The sequence below is a fragment of the Microbacterium sp. str. 'China' genome (assembly GCF_002993305.1).
Taxonomy (GTDB): Bacteria; Actinomycetota; Actinomycetes; order Actinomycetales; family Microbacteriaceae; genus Microbacterium; species Microbacterium paraoxydans.
In genome coordinates this window covers 416,592-437,609 of sequence record NZ_CP027434.1, presented here as the reverse complement: position 1 = coordinate 437,609, position 21,018 = coordinate 416,592, and the positions used below count along the sequence as shown (strand labels likewise).

General features: G+C 71.9%; 18 protein-coding genes. 8 read left to right on the top strand and 10 right to left on the bottom strand.

Going from position 1 to position 21,018, the window contains the following annotated elements:
* Positions 1 to 149: 149 nt before the first annotated feature.
* Positions 150 to 1,967 carry a glycoside hydrolase family 35 protein gene (locus tag C6C15_RS02055; protein ID WP_105949163.1) on the bottom strand — a complete coding sequence of 606 codons (1,818 nt, stop codon included), beginning with the start codon at positions 1,965 to 1,967 and terminating at the stop codon, positions 150 to 152.
* A gap of 93 nt (positions 1,968 to 2,060) precedes the next feature.
* On the opposite strand from C6C15_RS02055, the gene C6C15_RS02050 reads away from it, so the two are divergent.
* Positions 2,061 to 3,095 (top strand): LacI family DNA-binding transcriptional regulator, encoded by a 1,035-nt coding sequence (locus C6C15_RS02050; protein WP_060923337.1) that lies wholly within the window; start codon positions 2,061 to 2,063, stop codon positions 3,093 to 3,095.
* 9 nt (positions 3,096 to 3,104) lie between these two features.
* Here the strand turns inward: C6C15_RS02050 and C6C15_RS02045 are convergent, their stop codons facing one another.
* Genes C6C15_RS02045 through purM form a run of 3 tightly spaced genes read right to left on the bottom strand, consistent with a single transcriptional unit; the run spans position 3,105 to position 7,018 of the window.
* The gene (locus C6C15_RS02045) at positions 3,105 to 4,427 is read right to left on the bottom strand and encodes an MFS transporter (RefSeq protein ID WP_105949162.1); all 1,323 of its coding nucleotides are present in this window, start codon (positions 4,425 to 4,427) and stop codon (positions 3,105 to 3,107) included.
* Positions 4,427 to 5,899 (bottom strand): amidophosphoribosyltransferase, encoded by a 1,473-nt coding sequence (purF, locus tag C6C15_RS02040; RefSeq protein WP_105949161.1) that lies wholly within the window; start codon positions 5,897 to 5,899, stop codon positions 4,427 to 4,429. The genes C6C15_RS02045 and purF overlap by 1 nt, the downstream gene beginning before the upstream one ends.
* A gap of 6 nt (positions 5,900 to 5,905) precedes the next feature.
* Positions 5,906 to 7,018 carry a phosphoribosylformylglycinamidine cyclo-ligase gene (purM, locus tag C6C15_RS02035; RefSeq protein ID WP_105949160.1) on the bottom strand — a complete coding sequence of 371 codons (1,113 nt, stop codon included), beginning with the start codon at positions 7,016 to 7,018 and terminating at the stop codon, positions 5,906 to 5,908.
* Between the two features lie 234 nt (positions 7,019 to 7,252).
* Between purM and C6C15_RS16980 the strand changes: the two genes are divergently transcribed.
* The gene (locus C6C15_RS16980; RefSeq protein ID WP_158698505.1) at positions 7,253 to 8,755 is read left to right on the top strand and encodes a DUF5979 domain-containing protein; all 1,503 of its coding nucleotides are present in this window, start codon (positions 7,253 to 7,255) and stop codon (positions 8,753 to 8,755) included.
* A 72-nt stretch (positions 8,756 to 8,827) separates the two neighbouring features.
* Here C6C15_RS16980 and C6C15_RS02025 read toward each other — a convergent pair whose 3' ends face one another.
* The 3 genes from C6C15_RS02025 to C6C15_RS02015 are packed head-to-tail and all read right to left on the bottom strand — an operon-like array spanning position 8,828 to position 10,685.
* Positions 8,828 to 9,394 carry a DUF3618 domain-containing protein gene (locus C6C15_RS02025; RefSeq protein WP_105949159.1) on the bottom strand — a complete coding sequence of 189 codons (567 nt, stop codon included), beginning with the start codon at positions 9,392 to 9,394 and terminating at the stop codon, positions 8,828 to 8,830.
* Positions 9,391 to 9,813 (bottom strand): phage holin family protein, encoded by a 423-nt coding sequence (locus C6C15_RS02020; protein ID WP_060923665.1) that lies wholly within the window; start codon positions 9,811 to 9,813, stop codon positions 9,391 to 9,393. The genes C6C15_RS02025 and C6C15_RS02020 overlap by 4 nt, the downstream gene beginning before the upstream one ends.
* Positions 9,810 to 10,685 carry a hypothetical protein gene (locus C6C15_RS02015; RefSeq protein WP_105949158.1) on the bottom strand — a complete coding sequence of 292 codons (876 nt, stop codon included), beginning with the start codon at positions 10,683 to 10,685 and terminating at the stop codon, positions 9,810 to 9,812. The genes C6C15_RS02020 and C6C15_RS02015 overlap by 4 nt, the downstream gene beginning before the upstream one ends.
* Before the next feature lie 151 nt (positions 10,686 to 10,836).
* On the opposite strand from C6C15_RS02015, the gene C6C15_RS02010 reads away from it, so the two are divergent.
* Positions 10,837 to 11,442, top strand: coding sequence for a hypothetical protein (locus C6C15_RS02010; protein ID WP_060922432.1), 606 nt, complete (start codon positions 10,837 to 10,839; stop codon positions 11,440 to 11,442).
* Here the strand turns inward: C6C15_RS02010 and C6C15_RS02005 are convergent.
* Both C6C15_RS02005 and C6C15_RS02000 read right to left on the bottom strand, forming a co-directional pair.
* The gene (locus C6C15_RS02005) at positions 11,439 to 11,774 is read right to left on the bottom strand and encodes a hypothetical protein (RefSeq protein WP_060922433.1); all 336 of its coding nucleotides are present in this window, start codon (positions 11,772 to 11,774) and stop codon (positions 11,439 to 11,441) included. The two genes, C6C15_RS02010 and C6C15_RS02005, sit on opposite strands and share 4 nt — an antisense overlap.
* 94 nt (positions 11,775 to 11,868) lie before the next feature.
* A complete protein-coding gene (locus tag C6C15_RS02000) occupies positions 11,869 to 15,315 on the bottom strand; it encodes an HtaA domain-containing protein (protein ID WP_105949157.1) in 3,447 nt (1,148 codons plus the stop codon).
* A 161-nt stretch (positions 15,316 to 15,476) separates the two neighbouring features.
* On the opposite strand from C6C15_RS02000, the gene C6C15_RS01995 reads away from it, so the two are divergent.
* Genes C6C15_RS01995 through C6C15_RS01985 form a run of 3 tightly spaced genes read left to right on the top strand, consistent with a single transcriptional unit; the run spans position 15,477 to position 18,426 of the window.
* Positions 15,477 to 16,586, top strand: coding sequence for a heme/hemin ABC transporter substrate-binding protein (locus tag C6C15_RS01995; RefSeq protein WP_105949156.1), 1,110 nt, complete (start codon positions 15,477 to 15,479; stop codon positions 16,584 to 16,586).
* Positions 16,583 to 17,656: a FecCD family ABC transporter permease gene (locus C6C15_RS01990; protein WP_105949155.1), complete on the top strand. Its 1,074-nt coding sequence runs from the start codon at positions 16,583 to 16,585 to the stop codon at positions 17,654 to 17,656. The genes C6C15_RS01995 and C6C15_RS01990 overlap by 4 nt, the downstream gene beginning before the upstream one ends.
* Positions 17,653 to 18,426 carry a heme ABC transporter ATP-binding protein gene (locus C6C15_RS01985; protein WP_391510080.1) on the top strand — a complete coding sequence of 258 codons (774 nt, stop codon included), beginning with the start codon at positions 17,653 to 17,655 and terminating at the stop codon, positions 18,424 to 18,426. Before C6C15_RS01990 ends, C6C15_RS01985 begins: the two co-directional genes overlap by 4 nt.
* Here C6C15_RS01985 and C6C15_RS01980 read toward each other — a convergent pair.
* Positions 18,423 to 18,791, bottom strand: coding sequence for a sterol carrier family protein (locus C6C15_RS01980; RefSeq protein WP_105949153.1), 369 nt, complete (start codon positions 18,789 to 18,791; stop codon positions 18,423 to 18,425). The genes C6C15_RS01985 and C6C15_RS01980 overlap by 4 nt on opposite strands.
* Before the next feature lie 49 nt (positions 18,792 to 18,840).
* Between C6C15_RS01980 and C6C15_RS01975 the strand changes: the two genes are divergently transcribed.
* Positions 18,841 to 19,515: an NUDIX hydrolase gene (locus C6C15_RS01975; protein ID WP_105949152.1), complete on the top strand. Its 675-nt coding sequence runs from the start codon at positions 18,841 to 18,843 to the stop codon at positions 19,513 to 19,515.
* Between the two features lie 147 nt (positions 19,516 to 19,662).
* A complete protein-coding gene (purD, locus tag C6C15_RS01970; protein ID WP_105949151.1) occupies positions 19,663 to 20,940 on the top strand; it encodes a phosphoribosylamine--glycine ligase in 1,278 nt (425 codons plus the stop codon).
* Positions 20,941 to 21,018 lie beyond the last annotated feature (78 nt).

Sequence of the window (21,018 nt, the reverse complement as noted above, 5' to 3'; positions counted from 1 at the left end):
GGACGCCCCGATGCGCCGCAGGTGGATCATGGATCGGAACCCATGTTTGCGCTATCACCGTAGAGCGACGCGGTGGCTTAAGACAAGAGTCGAGCGCGAAGTATGCGCAAACATTGGCCGAAGGTCACCACCCGCGGCCCGTGTGCGGCTCAGGAGCCGATGAACTCCTCGGTCTCCCCGAAGGACGGCGCCTCCCGGATCTCCACCGTCGCCCCGAGGCCGTCGGTGTCGAGCACCACGATCTCGTTGCGCCCGGCGCGCCACAGCGGCGCGGGGGCGTAGAGCGTCTCCTGCGGCCCCACGCTCCAGTAACGTCCGAGCAGGAATCCGTTCAGCCACACCATGCCCTTGCCGCCACCGGGGAAGGCGAGCCACGCGTCCAGCGGTTCATCGACATCGAACCCGGCGACGGCGAGGCCGTCCGCTACGCCCGACCCGGCTGCGTCCGCCGCCGGAGCCGTCTGCGGCAGGAGGCGATGCGTCCAGCCGTTCACAAGGCGGCGGCCGATCATCACCCCGCGCATGATGCCCTTGCCCTCGCCGGTGTACGGCCCGTAGTTGATTCGTCCGAGGCTCTCGACGACGAGCGTCAGCCGACCGGAGCCGCCGTCCACGGGGAGAGCGAGAGACGTCTCGCCGTCCCGTTCGAGCACACCGAGGCGGCGGTCGTCGAGGAAGACGACCGCGCGATCATGCAGGCCGTCGATGGTCAGTGTCACCTCCTCGGGGAACGACACGTCGGCCTCATAGGCCACGAGACCGTCCTCCGCCCCGAGCTGTTCGAAGGTGAGTGGACGGGGCGAGAGCGCGCCCGCGGCAGGGGTCGCCCGGACCACGTCGAGTAGACCCGCCTGCCGCTCCAGGGGCGCGGACGCCGCGGACTGCCGCCGCGGCTGGTCGGGGACCGGCGGCAGCGCGTCCGCGTGGAAGGGAGCGAAGAGCGCGCGAAGCGCATGGAACTTCTCCCCGAGCGTGCCGTCCTCGCCGATCGGGGCGTCGGAGTCGTAGCTGGTCACCGTGGGCTGCAGCACGAGGTCGTGGTTCGCGCCGTTCCACAGGCCGAAGTTGGTGCCCCCGTGCGCCATGTAGAGGCTGACCGAGCCGCCCTCGTCGAGGAGCTCGCGGATCGTCCCGCCCATGCTGTCCGCCGACCGCACATGGTGCCGCTCGCCCCAGTGGTCGAACCAGCCGCCCCAGAGCTCGCTGCACATGAGCGCCTCCCCATGCCGACGCAGGGAGGCCGCCACCGGCACCCCGGTGCCGAACGTGAACGTCGTCATCGCGCCCGGCACGCTCCCGTGCGCGATCATGTCCGGGGTGATCCCGTCCGCCGTCGTCAGCATCTCCACCATGCCCCGTCGCCGGAGCCCGTCACGCAGGTGGGCGAGGTAGGCGGCGTCGCTGCCGAACGATCCGTACTCGTTCTCGACCTGGATCGCCACGATCGGCCCGCCGTACGCCGCCTGCAGGGGCACGAGCCGCGGGAGCAGTGCGTCGTACCAGGCGTCGACGGCGGCGAGGAATGCGGGATCGCTCGTGCGCAGGGCCGAGACCCGGCCGGTGAGCCAGAAGGGCAGCCCGCCGTTCGACCACTCCGCGCAGATATAGGGGCTCGGCCGGAGGAAGACGTCGAGGCCGACCTCGCCGGCCAGCCGCACGAAGCGCTCGACGTCCCGCCAGCCGTCGAAACGGATGTCCCCCTCGACCCGCTCGTGGAAGTTCCAGGCGACGTAGGTGTCGACCGTGTTCGCGCCCATCGCGGCGAGCCGGCGCAGGCGGTCCTCCCACTGGTCGGGGTGCACGCGGAAGTAGTGGATCGAGCCGGACAGGATGCGATGCGGCACACCGTCGCGGAGGATCTCCCCGTCGCGCCAGGACAGGGCGGGGGCGCCGGGGGCAGCGGCGTCTGTCGGCGCGGCGACGGCCGTGGAGAAGCCGTCGGAAGCCGCGGCGAGAAGGTCGGACATTGCACTCCCAGCTGAATTGTTTGCGTTCACATTATCGCATCGCCGAGGTCCGCGCTCCGTGGTTTTCCGCCGATGGATCGCTACCATTGGGACATGTCCCCTCGCCGTCCGAAAGACGACCGCGCCCCCAGCCAGGTCGACGTCGCCCGCCTCGCCGGCGTCTCCACGCAGACCGTCTCGCGCGTGATGTCCGGGCAGGACAACGTGCGGCCGGAGACGGCGCGACGAGTGCTCGCCGCGGTCGAGGAGCTTGGCTACCGGGTGCACGCCGCCGCCGCATCACTCGCGTCGGGGCGCACCCGTGTGCTCGGGGTGATCGTCGTCTCGACCGATCGCTACTCCTCCGCCGCGCTCGGCGTCGGCATCCAGCAGGCTGCGGCGGCGAACGGCTACACCGTGACCACCGCCGCGGTGGCCGACCACGCCTCGGACGACGCGTTCCTCGAGGCCTTCGACCGCCTGGAGCGGCAGGGCGCAGAGGGCATCATCCTCGGTGTTCCGATCGCCCTGGACACCCCGGCGATGCGGGCGCGCACCGAGCGGACCCCCGCCACCCGCAGCGAACGCACCTCCCTCGAGGAGGACGCCCCGCTCGCGGTCGACCAGCGCGCGATCGCCCGCCTCGCCGTGGAGCATCTCCTCGACCTCGGCCACGAGACCGTGTGGCATGTCTCCGGCGACGACTACTGGACGGAGACGCAGCAGCGCAGCGAGGCCTGGGAGCAGACGCTCCGCGAGCGCGGCATCGTCCCGCCGCCCGTGATCCCGGCGGACTGGACCCCGGAGTCCGGGTACCGGGCAGGCCGCACGATCGCCGCGATCCCCGAGGCGACCGCGGTCTTCGTGAGCAGCGACGAGATGGCGTTCGGCCTCATCCGCGCCCTGCACGAGGCGGGGCGCAGCGTGCCGGAGGACATCTCCGTCGTGAGTGTCGACGACATCGCCCTCGCCGCCTACGCCTCCCCCGCCCTGACCACCGTCCGTCAGCCGTTCGAGGCCATGGGCCGCGCCGCCGCGCTACGGCTCATCACCCAGATCGAGGGCCACGACCCGGTCGGCGAGATGCCCTCCACCGACCCGCAGCTCATCGTGCGCTCTTCGACCGCCCCACCGCGGGTCGCGCGCTGACGGCGATCGTCACCAGCGGCCGTGACGCCGCTCCCACTCGTCCTCGATCGTGCGGCGGCGACCCGCGATGATCCCCGCCGGCACCGAGACGACCAGCACCCCGGCCACCACGAGAAGCGGCACCTGCCACCCTCCGCTGGTGTCGTGGAGGAGCCCGACGAGGAGCGGGAACACCGCCGCGATCGCGTAGCCGATGCTCTGCACGAAGCCGCTGAGGGCGACGGCGCTCTCCGGCGTACGGGCGCGGATGCTCAGGAGCACGAGGCTCAGCGGGAACATGATCGCGGTGAGCCCGAAGATCGCGACCCACAGCGGCAGCGCGACGGTCGGGAAGAGCAGCAGGCCGCCGAGCCCGACGAGACCGGCGACCACGGCCACGAAGAAGAGCGGGCGGGTGGCCTGGAACCGTACGACGAGCACCGGCACGAGCATGGAGCAGGGCAGCCCGACGAGAGCGAACAGCGAGAGCAGGAAGCCGGCGGTCGCCGGGGTCACGCCACCGAGGTCGACGAGGATGGTGGGCAGCCAGGCGAAGGCGACATAGGCCATGGTCGACGACGTGCCGAACACGAGGGCGAGCGCCCACGCCAACGGCAGCCGCCAGAGCCGGCCGAAGACGCGGGGGTTCGCCGACTGCGTCGTGATCGGCCCGGTCGAGGCGGCGACCGCGTCGCGCACATCGTCCACGCCGTCGGTGGGGTCAGGAACCAGGAGTTCCGTCGGCACCGCGCGCTCGTCGCCGCGGGAGCGCACCAGCAGCGTCACCCAGGGCACGAGCGCGAGGGCGGCCACCACACCCCACATGCCGAGCGAGATCCGCCAGCCGAGCGAGTCGGCGACGGGGACGGCGACCAGCGGCGGGAGGAAGGTCGAGACCGCGAGCGTCGTGGAGTACGCGGTCATCATGACGCCGAGCCGGTCGGCGAAGTACTTCTTGACCAGCGGTGGCAGCAGGACGTTGCCCGACCCCACGCCGGCGAACACGACCGCGGTCGCGGCGAGCAGACTCCAGGAGTCGGGGGCGAGGCCGCGCAGCAGCATGCCCGCCGCCATCAGCACGATGGCCACCACTGCCATCCGCTCCAGCCCGAACCGGCGCTCGAACAGCGGGGTCAGCAGCCCGAACAGCGCGAAGCAGACGGGCGGAGCCGCACCGATCAGCCCCACGATCACGGGGGCCACCGGGAAGTCCTCGGCGACGTGGTCGAGGACCGGAGAGAGCGAGGCGACGGCCGACCGCAGCGAGAACGCGACCAGCACGATCCCGATCAACGCGAGGGTGCGCCCCTGCCAGAGGGGTCGGCCCTGCGGTGCGCTCAGGGACCCGGACATCAAGAGGTCTGCGACCCCTCCACCCAGGCGAGGTATTCGTCCGTGACGGTGCCGGTGACGTAGCGGCCATCGAAGCAGCTCATGTCGAGGTCTTCCAGTACGGAACCCTCGGTGATCGCGGCCTTCAGGTCGTCGACCTCCTGGTACACGAGGTGGTCGCAGCCCAGCTCCTCCGCGATCTCGGGGATCGTGCGGCCGTGGGCGATGAGCTCGTGCCGCGACGGCATGTTGATGCCGTACACGTGCGGGTGCCGGACCGGCGGGGCGGCGGAGGCGAAGGTCACCGACGAGGCCCCGGCGTCCCGGGCCATCTGGATGATCTCCTTCGAGGTGGTGCCCCGCACGATGGAGTCGTCGATCAGCAGCACGTTCTTGCCCTGGAACTCCGTGGACATGGCGTTGAGCTTCTGACGGACGCTCTTCTTGCGCACCGCCTGCCCCGGCATGATGAAGGTGCGGCCGACGTAGCGGTTCTTGTAGAAGCCCTCGCGGTACTCGATGCCGAGCTTGCGGGCGACCTCCATGGCCGCGGGACGGGACGAGTCGGGGATCGGCATGACCACGTCGATCTTGTCCATCGGCACGTGCTTCGCGATCGTGTCGGCGAGCTTGTCCCCCATCCGCAGGCGGGACTCGTATACCGAGATGCCGTTCATGACGGAGTCGGGACGGGCGAGGTAGACGTACTCGAACGCGCAGGGCGCGAGGTGCGTCTCGGTGGCGCACTGCTTCGTGAACAGCTCGCCGTCGTTCGTGATGAACACGGCCTCGCCGGGCTCGACCTCGCGCACGACCTCGTAGTCGCCGTTCTCGAGCACGAGCGACTCGCTCGCCACGACCCACTCGTCCTTGCCCTCGGCTCCGGGGACCGTGGAAGGGCGGCGGCCCAGGATCAGCGGACGGATGCCGAACGGATCGCGGAACGCGAGCAAGCCGTAGTTGGCGATGACGGCGATCACGGCGTACGCACCCTCGATGCGGTCATGCGTGCGGGCGACGGCCTCGAAGATCCGGTCCGGGTCGAGGTCGACCGTGGAGGTCGTGGCCTGCAGCTCACCGGCGAGCACGTTGAGCAGCAGCTCGGTGTCGCTCGACGAGTTCAGGTGCCGGCGGTCGCGCTGCGCCATGTCGGCGGCGAGCTCACGCGTGTTCGTGAGGTTGCCGTTGTGGATGAGGATGATGCCGTAGGGCGCGTTCACATAGAACGGCTGCATCTCCTCTTCACTGGACGCGGTGCCCTTGGTGGCGTAGCGGACGTGGCCGAGACCGACGTTGCCCAGCAGTCCGCGCATGTCGCGGGTGCGGAACGCCTCGCGCACCATCCCCTGGGCCTTGGCGTTGTGCATGACGCCGTTCGCCTCGGCGGTGGCGATGCCCGTCGCGTCCTGCCCGCGATGCTGCAGCAGCAGGAGGGCGTCGTAGATGTCCTGATTGACCGGGGCAGAGCCCACCATTCCGACGATGCCACACATGGGCTCTTACTTCGCTCCGTCCGCGTAGGCGCCGACGAGGCGCACTGCTCCACCATCGACGCCCTTGGCGCCCTGTTCGAATCCGCCGGCCGGACGCGGGCCGAAGCCCACCGTGCCGACCTGCCAGGAGGGCATGCCCTCGGCGTTCAGCGCCGCGATCGCGGCGTCCTTCCTGTCCGCCGCCACCACGGCGAGGAAGCCGATGCCGAGGTTCCAGGTGCCCTCGGCGGACTCCAGCGTGGAACCGGCGATGTCGCTCAGCACGCGGAACACCGGGCTCGGCGACCAGGTGCTGCGGTCGACCTCGACCCAGCTTCCCTGGGGGAGCACGCGCGCAAGGTTGGCGGCGATGCCGCCGCCGGTGACGTGGCTCAGCGCGTGGACGCCGCCGGAGGCCTCGATCAGGCGCAGCAGCGGCAGCGTGTAGAGGCGCGTGGGCTCGAGCAGAGCCTCGCCCCACGTCGAGCCGAAGTCCTCGGCGTTGTCGCCGTAGGAGATCCCGGCTCGGGTGATGATGTGGCGCACGAGCGAGTAGCCGTTGGAGTGCAGGCCGCTGGAGGCGACCGCGATGACCGCATCACCGTCCTGCACACGCTCCGCGCCGAGGATGGCATCGGCCTCGACCACACCCGTCGCCGCGCCGGCGACGTCGTAGTCGCGAGGGCCCAGGAGACCGGGGTGCTCCGCCGTCTCGCCGCCGACGAGCGCGGTGCCCGTCGCGGCGCACGCCTCGGCGATACCGCGCACGATGTCCGCGATCCGCTGGGGAACGACCTTGCCGCAGGCGATGTAGTCGGTCATGAACAGCGGCTTCGCGCCCACCACAACGATGTCGTCGACGACCATGCCGACGAGGTCCTGGCCGATCGTGTCGTGCTTGTCGATGGCCTGCGCGATGGCGACCTTGGTGCCGACGCCGTCGGTGCTGGTCGCGAGCAGCGGACGCCGGAAGTCGCGCAGGGCGCTGGCGTCGAACAGACCGGCGAAACCGCCGACACCGCCGAGCACCTCGGGGCCGTGCGTCGCGCGCACGGACGACTTCATCAGTTCGACGGCGAGGTCACCCGCTGCGGTGTCGACGCCGGCTTCGGAATAGGGGTTGGTGGGGGAGGCAGCCACTCGAACAGCCTACCGCCCGCGGGCGCCCCGTCGGCTCGCGGCCCTCTTCGAGTGCAGGGCGGATCGCGCGATACCGAAACGTCCTCATCTGTAGCGTAATCATCCGCACATGTGAGAGTCTGTCGGCGAATCGGGCGGGCTCGACGACCGGATGTCGCGGAAAGAACAGGAGAGGTGACTGTGCGCATACAGAAGAAGAGAACGGAGCGACGACGCAGGAGAAGCCGGGGCGCGGTGAGCAGCGCCGTCGCCCTCCTGGCCCTGGTCGGACTCGCGGTGCCGCCGGCGGCGCAGGCGGCGGAGCTGGATGCCATCACGGCGGTGAGGGTGGTGGAACCGACAGGCGACATCCACCTGTACGACACGCTCCGACTCGAGGCCGCCTGGGCCGTTCCGGACAGCGCGCAACCGGGGGACACCTTCTCGCTCGCCTTTCCCACGACGCCCCGCTTCGTCGGGGTCTCCTCGACGTTCCCGCTGCGGGATCCCGACGGAGCCGTGGTCGGCACCTGCACCGTCACGGCGAGCGCGATCACGTGCACGCTGAGCGACTACGTCCTCACGCACGACAACGTCCGCGGGACGCTGTTCTTCCAGATGAAGGCGGAGGAGACCACCGACGTCGACACCGTGACCTTCACCACCGGGGACGGGGATCCGATCACCGTGGAGATCCCCGGTGGCGGCGTCGGTCCGCAGCGCCCCGAGCCGGTGCCGACGGACGCGACCAAGTCGGGCGTGCAGACCACCGACGGGACGATCGAGTGGTACATCTGGGTGCCCGGACGACTGCTCAGTGGAGAGCGCCCGACCCTCACCGACACCGCGACGCCCGGGCTGACCCTGCTGTCGGACACCGTGGCGATCGGATCGGTCGCCACCGACGCGTGGGCCGGCGGCCTCTTCGACCCGGCGGACTTGCACCCGCTCGCGGCGGGGTCGGACTTCGTCCTCACTCCGGGCACCGCGAGCTCGTCGTTCACCGTGGAGTTCACGGCGCCGGCTCAGGCCGACCGCCTGTATCGACTGTCGTATCAGACCCAGCTGCCGGCGGATGCGCACAACGGCCAGGTGTTCGCCAACACCGTCTCCGGATCGAGCGTCACCACCACCACGGCGACCGTGACCACGAGCGTGGCGGGCGGCGACGGCGAAGGGGACGGGCGCGGCGGGTTCTCGGTCGCGAAACGGATCGTCGGGGAGGGGGCACCCTTCGTCCCGGCCGATGCGACGTTCGCCGTCGACTACTCCTACCCCACCGCGGACGGCCCGGTGACCGGCACGCTCACGTTGCTCGCGGACGGCACCGCTCACGCCGTCGGGGGGATTCCGGCCGGAGCGGTCGTGACGCTGTCCGAGCACCGGGCCGATGCCGTCCCCGGCGTCGTGTGGGGAAGCCCGCAGTTCACCGGCGACGGGGTGACGGCGACCGACGGAGGCGCACAGCTCACGATCAGCGCGGAATCCGTCGTGGCCGTCGAGCTGCGCAACCCGACCACGCTCTCCCCGCCGTCCCCGACCACGCCGCCGACCACGGTCGAGCCGCCGTCCCCCTCGGCTCCCGCGACGCCGCCCTCTCCTCCCTCCCGGGGCCTCGCGGCCACCGGCGGCAACGCCGGCGGCCTGATCGGACTCGCCGCCGGGGCGGTGCTCGCGCTCGCGGCGGGGATCCTGCTCAGCCGGCGCGTCGGGACCCGCGCAGACTCCGCACCGGGACGCACCGGCATCGAGAGCTGACCCGGCCCCGGCAGGCGAGGGGCCCGGTCCGACGGATCGGACCGGGCCCCTCATGTGGTGGATGCGCGGGGATCAGTTCCCGCCGGTGACGTTGTCGCGAGCGTCCTGAGCGCTGCTCTTGACCTCGTCGACCGCGTGGGTCGCGTCGTCACGGACGTGGGCGGCGGCACCCGCGGCCTCGTCCTTGACGGCGGCGAAGGCCTCCTGTGCCGGCTCCTTGAGGTCCTGGCCGATGGTCTTGGCGACGTCGGTCGCCTCATCGACGAGAGGCTGGGCCTTCTCCTTGATGTCCTCGGCCAGTTCCTTCTCCTTCGAGGAGGCGGGGATGACGGCGGCCACGACGAGCCCCGCAGCGAAGGCCATGAGCCCCACCGCCAGCGGGTTGCCCTGCGCCTTGGCCACGGTATGCCGTCCGGCGTCGGCGACCGAGGAGGAGGCATCCCCCAGTCGGTCCCCCGCGTCGTCGGCGGCGCCCATGACGCGGTCGACCGCCGAGCGCACGGCGCCCTTCATCTTCTGCGTCTGCCGGTGCACGACCTTCGAGGGGGTGACCTTGTCGGCGAGGGCATCGATATCCCTGCCGAACTCCGCTCGGGTCCGCTCGATGTCGGCGCGGATCGCGTCGGGTGAATCGCTCATTTGTTCTCCTCATTCCTCTTCACCGCATCAGGGATGCGCTTGAGGCTGTCCACGGTGCGCGGAGCCCCTTCGATGCTCTTCAACTGCTTGCGTCCCATCACGAACAGGACGAGCGCGATCACCGCCCAGATGACGGCGACGATCACGGCCGACCAGCCGAGGCCGGTGACATAGGCCCCGAGGGCCCACCAGAGGGCGACCGACAGGAAGAACACGGCCATCAGTGCGCCGTATCCCGCTCCGCCGAGCATCCCCGCCCCCCGGCCCGCACGCGTGGCCGACTGCTTGAGCTCGGCTTTGGCCAGCTCCAGCTCCTGCCGCATGAGGGTCGACAGATCGGTGGTGACCTCGCTGAGCAGATCGCCGAGTGACGTGGTCTCCGCCTTCTGCTCCGAGGGCGTGGGGGTGGCGTCGGTCATGGTCGCCCCTCTTCATCGGTGCCGCGGGAGGCGGCGTCCGTGCGGTCGTAGAGCGGGGTGTCCCCGTCGTCGACCGTCTCGCCGCGCGGCGTGACGCCCCACGGGGCGGTGCCGGCATCGATGCCGCTCATGCCGTCCGGCGCTCCGGGCACGGTGCCGTCGGTGGGAAGCGGCGGCTCACCGAGAGTGGTGTTCTCTGCGGTCCCCGCGCCTCCGACCACTCCCGCGGCGCCCGCGCTGCCGGGGACGGCGCCGGGCGTGGTCGCCGGGGCGACGACGGGACGCGGCGGGACCGCGGGTGCCGCCGCTCCCGCCCCCGACGGGGAGCCCGAGCCCGATGCCGCGCCGGACGAGGCGGACTCGGCGGCGCCCTCGGAGAGCGCCCTGGTCAGCCGGCCGGCGACGAGACCGGCGAGCGCGGCCACCGCGATGAACGTGCCGGGCTTCGCCCGCGCGTAGGACTTCACCTCGGTGAGCAGCGAACCGGGGTCGCGGTCGCCGATCCAGCCGGCGATGCCCTGGATACGCGTCGACGCCTGGCGCACGAGGTCGGCGGCGACACCGCCGTCGGAACGCTCCGCCATCGTGCCCAGCTCCCCGCCCACGGACCGGAGTCCGTCCGCGACGCGGCGCTGCTGCACCGCCGCCTGCTCCGACAGCTCCGTCTTGGTCTGGTGGTACAGGTCGCGCACCTGGTCCTTGGCCTCGTGGGCGACCGCCCCGGCTTCGGCCTTCGCCGTCTCGACGACGTCCGCGGCCTGGCCCTTCGCCGTGTCGGCGACACCCGCGGCCTCATGCGCGGCGGTCCGGACGGTGCCCGGAGACTCGGTCGTACCGCTGCCCGCGGCACCTTCTGCATTGCTCTGCGACATCGTTCTTCCTCTCGACTCCCGCCGACGGCCGCCGGCGTGTGAGCAGGTCTACCCCCGGGTGCGGCGATCACAGCGAGGGTTGACGCGGCTCGCGGAGGGCATTACCGTGCCGGGACTCCGCACGGTAGCCGCACCCGCCTACGATGGGGCCATGGCCGACAAGCCGCAGTGGCTCATCCGCGAAGACGCGAGCGTCCCCGTGCTCGTCGCGCTCGCCCTGCGCCAGCTGCTGGGCATCAGAGCGCCGCTGGACCTGCCGTCCCTCCGCGACCTGTCCGTGCGCGCGCCCGATGCCCCCGACGCCTCACCCGAGGTCGAGGCGCAGTGGCAGGGCTACTGGGACATGACCGTGGAGCCGCGGGCCCACCACTCCGGCGTTCCGCTCGAGCTGATCGACGGTTTCGACACCCTGGTGGCCCTCCCGGCGACCGGCGCCGAAGCGCTCTCGACCGCGATCCGTCCGCATGCCGGCACCGCCCTCCGGTACGCCAACGCCGCGCACGACCGATACGTCGGGTCGATGAAGAGCCACACGGGCGGAGACGCTTATCGGGCGTACGCGAGCGCGATCGCGGAGTTCGAACGAGACATCGGACGACGCGCGCACTCGTTCGAGCTGAACGTACAGGTGCTGCCGCTGTCGCAGCGCGGGATCTGGTGGATCGGCGACCTCACGGTCGCGGTGACCGACGGCCTCCGCCGGGACGTCGTGGCGTTCGACTCCGCCATCCGCCCGGTGATCGCCGAGCTCGCCTAGGCGCGGTCGGTCGTCGTGTCGTCCTCGTCGACCACGGTCTCCCGGTCGACCCTCACGACGCGGTCGTGGCGGCGGGCGATCCGCTCGAGCACGAGACCGGCGACGCCACCGAGAGCCAGACCGATCGGCACGGTCCAGAGCAGCAGGAAGCCGAAGACCTGACCAGGCGGGTAGACGACATCGAGCGCCTGCGACTGCTCGAAGCTGCCGACCATCGTGAGGATGCCGGCGGCGATGACGCCCAGCACGACCCCGATGCCCATGAGCACGCCGTACCGCGGTACGCGGCGCACGGTCGCTTCGACGGTCTGGTGGGTGTCGTGGGAGGGCATGCCTCCATTGTCCCACCCTCTGCGGGCGTGCGCAGCCGCACGCGGAAACGCCCTCCCCGATCACCGGGGAGGGCGGTTCCGATAGCCGCCGGACTCAGACCTCGGTCGTCGTCTCGGCCGGCTCCCCCCTCCGGGTGCGACGCACGATCAGCACCCCGCCCGTCGCGGCCAGGGCCACGACGACCAGCCCGCCCACGATCCAGGGCCACACCGGGGCTTCCTCCGTGGCGACCGGCGCGCTGATCGCGGTCACCGCCGCGTCCGCCTCGGCTTCCGGCTCAGACTCCTCCTCGGCGGGAGTGCCGCAGGCGCCGTCGACCGGGATCACGGCGGAGACCGGGTCGAGCTCCTCGCCCGCCTCATACGTACCGAACGCGGAGGCCCCGGCCGGGGTCAGCGTCGTGGGGACCGCATCGAGGGTCAGCGCGCCGTCGACCACGGCGGCGTCCGCGAGGGCGAACTCGGCGAGACGCACACCCTCTTGCGCCACCGCCTCTCCCGCCTGAGTGGTCCCGGTCACATCGAACACGAGGTAGCCGGCGTCGCCCGTGAGCTCGACGCGCGCGTTCGCCAACGTCGTGTTCAGCGCCCCGTCGTGGCCCGTGAAGGTGATGCCGCCGCCGTAGGTGACCAGACCCGAGCCCGCGGCGTCATCCAGCGAACCGGTGCCGTTCGACCACACGAAGGCGGGATACTCGTAGGCCACGTCGGCGAGCGTCCAGCCGCCCCGGGCGATGCCCTCGATGTACGTGCGGAACGACTCCTTGTAGCCCCAGTGCAGGGTCGCCCCCTCGACCGTGCACACGCCGATCTCCGTGGTCGCTCTTGCGAGCGTGAACGCGAGACCGCGATCGACCGAGCCCTGGAAGGTGAGCGTGTGCTCGCCGTCCGCGAGTGTGGCCGGGAGGGCACCCGACCACTTCACGACCCCCGCCGCGTCCGCCGTCACCGTACCGAGCAGCACCGGGGTCGAGTACACGACCACCTTGATGTCCTCCTCGTTCGCACGGAAGCCGGAGGCGGAGACCGTAGCCGTCTTCCCGGCGGCGAGCGCGGCGAGGTTCTCCTCGTCGACCTCGATGCCGGCCGCCGTCGGGGCGGTCGTCGGGAGCGTGGACTTCGGGACGACCGCAGCCGCCGCGACCGTGCCCGTCGTGCCCGAGGGAGCGGCGGCGACGGAGCCGATCGTGAACGAGACGGGGTTGAGCGTGGTGCCGTACCCCGAGAGCACGCGGTCGCGTCCGGCGTCCGTGAGGGCGGCGGGTGCCGCCGTGTAGGTGACGGCGCCACCGGCCGCCGTGCGGACGGCGCGGGAGAGGTCGAGGGTCGCGAACGGCACCTGCGCACCCCCGCTCGTCACGGACAGCGTGGCGGAGGACGCCGAGGTGATCCGGATCGTCGGATCGGCGACGGTGACGTCGAGCACCCCGTGGTGGCCGGTGAAGCGCACGGCACCGCGGTAGACGACACTGCCGCGTCCGGAAGCCGCGTCGAAGTCGCCGCCCACGGTCTGCCCGAACTGGAACTGGCCGCCGGATCGGGTGGCGCCCCCGGAGACGGCGATCGTGCCCTGGGCGATCGGTCCGGTGATGTAGTTCGTGAACGAGGACGAGATGGCCCAGCGCAGCGACCCGCCGGGGACGGTCGCGGCCGGCTTCGTCGGAGTCACCGGGGGCTTAGGCGTGACCGGGGGCTTCGGCTCGGTCGGCTTCTCGCCGAGCAGTGCGCGCCACTGTGCGTCGGTGATCGTGACCGCTCCGCGCGCGTAGATGGTGTCGGCGGTCGGCATCGTGTGCTGCTGCCACACGATCGCCTCATACGCCTTCGACCGGTCGAGGTTCTTCGCCGCCGCGTTCAGGTCGACGGCGAAGGCTCCGAAGCCGATGTTCCGGACGTACTGCATGGCGAGGAAGCCGCCGCCTGCGGTCACGTCGGCCTCGGTCCCCGTCTCGATGAGCGCCACGTAGGCGCCGGTGACCGCGCCGAGGTCGGCGGCGGTGACCTTCACCGTCAGCCCGTCCGCGGCGGTGGCGCCGGTGACGGCGGTCGTGACCGTCGGTCCGGAGGAGGGCAGCAGGGCGTTCCACTGCGCGTCGGTGACGGTGACGGTGGAGCGTGCGTAGATGGTGTCCGCGTTCGGCATCGTGTGCTGCTGCCAGACGATCACCTCGTAGGCCTTCGACCGATCGAGAGCACTCGCCGCCGCGGTCAGGTCGACGGTGAAGCCGCCGCCCGTGATGCCGCGCACGTACTGCATCGCGAGGAAGCCGCCGCCGGCGGTGACATCGGCCTCCGTGCCCTTCTCGATCAGCGCGGCGTAGGCACCGGTGACGGCACCGAGCTTCGTCGCCGCGGCCGTGACCGTGAGGCCGTCCTCGGCCGTCGCCGCCTTCACTGTGGTCGTCAGCCCCGAGGCGATGCGGTAGTCCAGAGCGACGCTGCGCTCCTGGTCGGCGTTGACGACACCGCCTGCCGGGTAGGTGTACACCCCGTAGGAGCCGGGCGTCGCCGGGGTGTCCTTCAGCGTCAGCGCGACCTGGAACGAGCCCTCGGGCGAGATGTCCACCCACTGCGCGCGGATCGCGCCCTGGTACTGCGTCGGGACCTGGGCCAGCACGCCTTCGGCGAGCGCCCAGGCCTGTGCGCCGACCGAACGCGCCGAGGACGGCGCCCCCTGTGAGGGCTGCCACGTGGACGCGAAGTTGCCGAAGACCACGTAGGTGCCCTGGGGCAGGTTCGACGGGATCGGGACGCCGCGTCCGCCGACGTTCGCGGTCGGGTCGTATCCGGTGCCCTTGACGATGATCTCGTCGCCGGCCTGGAGGCGAGCGCCCGCAGCGGGCGTGGTGCCGTCGGCGAGGAACACCTCGATGGCGGCTTCGGCGGGCGCCGGCTCGGTCTCTCCCGGGGCCGTCTCTCCCGGCTCCGTCTCCCCGGGCTCCGTCTCCCCAGGCTCGGTCTCACCAGGCTCGGTCTCACCGGGCTCGGTCTCACCGGGCTCGGTCTCACCGGGCTCCGTCTCGCCTGGAGTCGTCTCTCCCGGCTCCGTCTCGCCCGGCTGGACGGGCGTCGTTCCGAAGACCGTGTCCCACTGCGCAGACGTCACCGTGACGTCGCCGCGGCCGTAGATCGTGGCGGCTGTCGGCGCGGTGTGCTGCTGCCAGACGAGCACCTCGTACGTCTTCGTCCGGTCCAGGGACGCCACGGGCGCCTGCAGCGTGAAGGACGTGGCCCCCTGCTGCACGCTCGGGAAGGGCAGCGCGAACGCGGCGTAGCCACCCCCGGCGGAGATGCCGCTCTCGGTGCCCGACACGATCAGTGCGGCATAGACGCCCGTCACGTCCGGCAGACCCTCGACCCGCACCTGCACGGTGAGGCCGCTGGTGTCGGCGGACGAGACCGCCGCGGTGACGGTCGCCGCGGCCGCGTGGGCCGGCGAGCTGACCATCGCCCCAGCGGCGACGAGGACGAAGGAGAAGAGGGCGGCGAGCAGGACACGCAGGCGTGTGCTCGCTGAGGGGGTATGTGCTGTGGCGTTCACGGTTCTCCGCGGCGCGCCGGGCGCGATCGATCGCGCGCCCTGCGGCGCCGCACGGCAGTCGGGCGAAGGTGGACTTTGGTTAGGCTTTGCTAAGCAAGCCGCCGATCCCGAGCGTAGAGGGGCGCCAGTGAGGGCGTCAAGTTTTAGGATAGCCTTGCCTAATGCGACGCACCCCTGCCCTGCTTCTCGCCGCCGCGCTGGCCCTCGGACTGGCCGCGTGCGCCGGGGCGGACTCCGGCCCCGGGGCGGCGGCACCCCCTGTCGACGACGCCTGCCCGCAGGCCTCGACTCCTCTCGCCGATCTCGACCTGGTCGCCGACGTGCGCGCAGCGACGGGCCCCTCGACCGCGTGCCTCGCGAGTCACGCGGTCGCGCCCGTCGAAGACGACACCGCCCCGGCGCTCCCGGTCACCGTGACCGACAGCGAAGGCCGCGAGGTCGAGATCACGGACACCGACCGCATCCTCCCGATCGACATCTCCGGCACGATCGCCGCCACGGTGTTCGCGCTCGGGCTCGGCGATCAGGTCGTCGGACGCGACGCGTCCACGCAGTTCCCCGGCACCGAGGATCTCCCGGTCGTCACCAAGACCGGGCACACGCTCAACCCGGAGGCCATCCTCGAACTGGCCCCGACCGTCGTGCTCACCGACACCACGATCGGCCCGAAGGAGGTCCGCCAGCAGCTGCGGGATGCGGGCATCGCGGTCGTCGTCATCTCCAGCGACCGCCGGATCGACACCACCGACGCGCTCGTGACGGAGATCGCCACGGCCCTCGGCGTCCCGACGCGCGGCACGGCACTCAGCGCCCGCCTCGACGCCGAGCTCGACGCCGCCATCGCGGAGATCGCCGACGTCACCCCGTCCGCGGAGACGGACCGCGCACGCATGCTCTTCCTGTACGTGCGCGGGAGCGCCAACGTGTACTACATCTTCGGCGAGGACTCCGGGGCGGACTCCCTCATCGATGCGGTCGGCGGTGTGGACGTCGCGGAGGAGATCGGCTGGGAGGGCATGAAGCCGATGACCGCGGAAGCACTCGTCGCCGCGCAACCCGACGTGCTCGTGATGATGACGGACGGATTGGAATCGGTCGGCGGCGTCGACGGGCTCATCGAACGCATCCCCGCCATCGCCGAGACCCCCGCAGGAGCGCATCGCCGCGTGATCGACATGGCCGACGCCGAGATCCTCAGCTTCGGGCCGCGGTCGGCCGACGTGATCAGCGCCCTCGCGCGAACCCTGTACGCGCCGGAACCGGCCTCGTGACCGGCGAGGTCGTCACCCCGACGCCGACCCGGCATCGGGGACTGCGCTTCGCGACGGTCGTCGTCGCCCTCGTCATCGGCCTTCTCGTCACGGGCGTCGCGTCGATCACCAGCGGGCAGTACGACCTGTCCCCGACCGCGCTCCTGGACGTCCTGTTGCGCGGCCTCGGCATCGACACCGCCGGGACTCCGGCCGCGGCGACCGACGACGGCGTGATCTACAACCTCCGCCTCCCCCGACTGGTCCTCGGCCTGCTCGTCGGCGCCGCGCTCGCGGTCTCCGGCGTGCTCATGCAGGCCATCTTCGGCAACCCTCTCGCGGACGCCGGCGTCGTCGGCGTCTCCTCCGGCGCGGCGCTCGGAGCGGCGGCCAGCATCACGTTCGGCCTGGCCACCTTCGGCATGTGGACCACGCCCGCCTTCGCCTTCCTCGGCGGTCTCACGGCCGTCTTCTCCGTCTACCTCCTGAGCCGCTCCGGCGGTCGCACCGAAGTGGTCACGCTGCTGCTCACCGGCATCGCGATCAACGCCATCGCCGGCGCCGGCATGGCCTTCCTCACGTTCCTCGGCACGACGTCGACGCGCGAGCAGATCGTGTTCTGGCAGCTCGGCTCGCTGAACGGCGCCCTCTGGTCGAACATCCAGCTCGTCGCACCGCTCGTGGCGATCGGGATCGTCGTCGCCCTGATCGTGGCGCCGGGTCTGGACCTCTTCGCCCTCGGCGAGCGCACCGCCCGGCATCTGGGCGTGCCGGTCGAGCTGCTGCGGATGGTCGTCATCGTCACGGTGGCACTGCTCGTCTGCGCCGCGGTCGCCTTCGCGGGGATCATCGGGTTCGCGGGTCTCGTGGTGCCCCACCTCATGCGGATGCTGATCGGCCCCGCACACCTTCCGCTCGTGATCGCCTCCGCTCTCGGCGGCGCCCTCCTCATCGCGGCCGCCGACCTCGTGGCGCGCACGGCCGTACCGCTCGCAGACCTCCCCATCGGCATGATCACGTCCCTCGTGGGCGGGCCGTTCTTCCTCTGGCTCCTCGTGCGGACGCGGCGGCGGTCGGGGGGATGGGCGTGAGTCCGCGTCTGCGGGGCCAGGGGCTCACGGTGCGCGTCGGGGACGGACGCGCCATCCTCGACGACGCGGCCATCGACATCCACGCCGGCGAGGTGCACGCCCTCGTCGGGCCGAACGGCGCAGGCAAATCGACCCTGTTCGGCGTGCTCGCGGGGGACGTCGCTCCGGCGTCCGGCACCGTCCTCCTCGACGGCCGCCCCGTCGCGGGGACGCGTCCCCGCGATCTCGCCCGACAACGCGCCGTGCTGCTGCAGGAGAACGCCGTCACCTTCCCCTTCACGGTCGAGCAGGTCGTGCGGATGGGGCGCACGCCGTGGGCGCGGAGTCCGGCCGCCGAGGAGGACGACAGCGCCGTGGCGGCGGCGATGGCGACGACCGAGGTCACGGCGCTGCGGGAGCGCTCCGTCCCCTCGCTCTCCGGCGGTGAGCGCGCACGGGTGGCGCTGGCCCGCGTGCTCGCCCAGAGCACCGGGATCCTGCTGCTCGACGAGCCGACGGCGGCCCTGGACCTCAAGCATCACGAAGACGTCATGCGCGTGGTCCGCACCCAGGCGGAGGCCGGGGTCGCGGTCGCGGTCGTGCTGCACGACCTCAACGCCGCGCTCGCGCACGCCGACCGCGTCACTCTGCTCATGGGCGGTCGGGTCTCCGCGACGGGTACGCCGGCCGAGGTCCTCACGGCCGCACGGATCGAGGAGGTCTACGGACAGCCCGTCGATGTCTTCCCGCACCCGCTGACCGGGGTGCCGCTCGTCGTGGCCCGGCGCTAGGGGCGCAGCGGGAGGACGCCGGTGAGATCCGCACGCGTGCCCGAGGCGTGGATGCGCCCGGCCGTCGCGGCGTCCGCCCACGGTTCGGCGCCGGTGGCGACCGCGATCCAGGTGGCGGCGTCCATCTCCACCACGTTCGGCGGAGTCCCACGCGTGTGCCGCGGGCCCTGGATCACCTGCACGGCTCCGAACGGCGGGACCCGCACCTCGACGCTGTTGCCCGGCGCCTTCTCGTCGAGCAGCTGCAGCAGGTAGCGCACCGCGGTGGCGAGCTCCGGCCGCGCCGGCTTCGTCCCCGCGGCCTCGGCGTCGCGCACGGCACCGAGCGCCGCGCGTCCGTCGACGATGTCGATCTTCCTGGCCATCCCCCCACCCTAGATCCGCTGCGGCGGCCCCGGTCATAAGCTCGATGGCATGAGCATGCATCCGCAGGGCGCCCGCGCCGAGCTGCTCGCCGCCGCAGCCGACCACTCCTGGAGTGTGCCGATCCCTCCGCTCGCCGACCCGGGCCACGCCCACGACGCCTCGGTGCTCATCCTCTTCGGCGTCCTCGACCGCATCCCCGCACCGACCGTCGATGCGGCCGTCGCCCGCGACCTCGACGTGCTGCTGCAACGCCGCGCGCCCACGCTCTCCTCGCACCCGGGGCAGGTCTCCTTCCCCGGCGGGCGCGCCGAAGCGGCCGATGCCGACGCGGTCGCCACGGCGCTCCGGGAGGCCGAGGAGGAGACCGGCCTCGATCCCGCGGGAGTCGAGGTGCTCGCCACGCTTCCCGTGATCCCCCTCGCCGCGAGCAACCACCTCGTCACCCCTGTGCTCGCCTGGTGGCAGTCGCCGTCCCGCGTGGTCGCGGTCGACCACGCGGAGACCGTCGAGGTGGTCCGCGTCCCCGTTGCGCAGCTCCTCGACCCGGCGACCCGCTTCACCTCGACCCTTTCCCGTGCCGGCCGCACGTTCCGCGGACCTGCGTTCGACGTCGACGGCACGATCGTGTGGGGCTTCACCGCCATGGTTCTCGACGCGCTGTTCGACGCGACCGGGTGGACCGTGCCCTGGGACACCGCGGCCGAGCGGCCGATCGCGCTCTGACCCCGCCGACCTCCGTGCACAACTCAGGAGAACCGCGGCGGATCGGTCCGGATATGCCGTCGGATCCCGGCTGCCGCGCCGATCGTCCTGAGTTGTGAACGCGGGACCGGCCGAAACCCCGCGCACGTGCCTCGATAGGCTGGACGCGTGAAGATCCTCGTCCTCGGTTCCGGTGCCCGTGAGCACGCGATCATCCTGGCGCTGCGCGCCGAGTCCACCGCGCACGAGATCCTCGTCGCCCCCGGCAACGCCGGCATCGCGCAGGACGCGACACCCGTCGCCCTCGACCCGCTCGACGGCGCCGCGGTCACCGCCTTCGCGAACGAGCACGCGATCGACCTCGTCGTCATCGGCCCGGAGGCCCCTCTCGTGGCAGGCGTCGCGGACGAGCTCCGCGGTCGCGGCATCCCCGTGTTCGGTCCGGGCAAGGCCGCCGCGCAGCTCGAGGGCTCCAAGGCCTTCGCCAAGCGCGTCATGGACGCCGCTGGTGTGCCGACGGGCCGCGCGGTCCGCGCTGCCACGGTCGGCGAGGTCGAGGCCGCGTTCGACGAGCTGGGCGCCCCCTATGTCGTCAAGGCCGATGGGCTCGCCGCGGGCAAGGGCGTCATCGTCACCTCCGACCGCGCCGAGGCCCTGGCGCACGCGGAGCAGTACCTCCCGGCCGGCCCCGTCCTCGTCGAGGAGTTCCTGTCCGGCCCCGAGGTCTCAGTGTTCTTCCTCAGCGACGGCGACACCGTGCGCGCCCTCAGCCCGGCACAAGACTTCAAGCGGGCCCTCGACGGCGACGCCGGCCCCAACACCGGCGGCATGGGGGCGTACTCGCCGCTGCCCTGGCTCGCGGAGCAGTTCGGCAGCGAGCAGGCGTTCGTGGAAGAGGTCACCCGCGACGTCGCCCTCCCGGTCGTCCGGCAGCTCGACGCGGAGGGGACCCCGTTCATCGGACTCCTCTACGCCGGTCTCATCCTCACCCCGCAGGGCGTGCGCGTGATCGAGTTCAACGCGCGCTTCGGCGACCCGGAGACCCAGGTCGTGCTCCCGCGGCTGGAGACCCCGCTGTCCCAGCTCCTCTTCGCCGCCGCCTCCGGCACCCTCGAGGACCAGCCGGAGCCCGTGTTCCGCGATGAGGTCGCGATCACCGTGGTCCTGGCGAGCGAGGGGTATCCAGAGGCGCCGCAGACCGGGCGTCCGATCGAAGGTCTGGACGAGGCCGCCGCCGTGGAGGGGATCCGCCTGGTGCACGCCGCGACCGCGAGCCCCGACGCCCCGGGGGGTTCGCTCATCGCGACGGGTGGCCGTGTGCTGAACGTCGTCGCCGTGGCCCCGGACTTCCGCACCGCCCGCGACCGCGCCTACGACGCCCTCGGCCGCATCCGCCTCGAGGGGTCCCACCACCGCACCGACATCGCTGCCCGCGTCGCTGACTGACCGTCCCCGTTGAAGTAGCGCAAATGGCTGCATCCCGACCGGAAATGCAGCCATTCAAGCGACTCGAAGCCCGGGACC

Bases quoted from the DNA above. Each gene is read 5' to 3' on its own strand.
- C6C15_RS02055 (WP_105949163.1), bottom strand. From the start codon at position 1,967: ATGTCCGACCTTCTCGCCGCGGCTTCCGACGGCTTCTCCACGGCCGTC.
- C6C15_RS02050 (WP_060923337.1), top strand. From the start codon at position 2,061: ATGTCCCCTCGCCGTCCGAAAGACGACCGCGCCCCCAGCCAGGTCGAC.
- C6C15_RS02045 (WP_105949162.1), bottom strand. From the start codon at position 4,427: ATGTCCGGGTCCCTGAGCGCACCGCAGGGCCGACCCCTCTGGCAGGGG.
- purF (WP_105949161.1), bottom strand. From the start codon at position 5,899: ATGTGTGGCATCGTCGGAATGGTGGGCTCTGCCCCGGTCAATCAGGAC.
- C6C15_RS02025 (WP_105949159.1), bottom strand. From the start codon at position 9,394: ATGAGCGATTCACCCGACGCGATCCGCGCCGACATCGAGCGGACCCGA.
- C6C15_RS02020 (WP_060923665.1), bottom strand. From the start codon at position 9,813: ATGACCGACGCCACCCCCACGCCCTCGGAGCAGAAGGCGGAGACCACG.
- C6C15_RS02015 (WP_105949158.1), bottom strand. From the start codon at position 10,685: ATGTCGCAGAGCAATGCAGAAGGTGCCGCGGGCAGCGGTACGACCGAG.
- C6C15_RS02010 (WP_060922432.1), top strand. From the start codon at position 10,837: ATGGCCGACAAGCCGCAGTGGCTCATCCGCGAAGACGCGAGCGTCCCC.
- C6C15_RS02005 (WP_060922433.1), bottom strand. From the start codon at position 11,774: ATGCCCTCCCACGACACCCACCAGACCGTCGAAGCGACCGTGCGCCGC.
- C6C15_RS01995 (WP_105949156.1), top strand. From the start codon at position 15,477: ATGCGACGCACCCCTGCCCTGCTTCTCGCCGCCGCGCTGGCCCTCGGA.
- C6C15_RS01980 (WP_105949153.1), bottom strand. From the start codon at position 18,791: ATGGCCAGGAAGATCGACATCGTCGACGGACGCGCGGCGCTCGGTGCC.
- C6C15_RS01975 (WP_105949152.1), top strand. From the start codon at position 18,841: ATGAGCATGCATCCGCAGGGCGCCCGCGCCGAGCTGCTCGCCGCCGCA.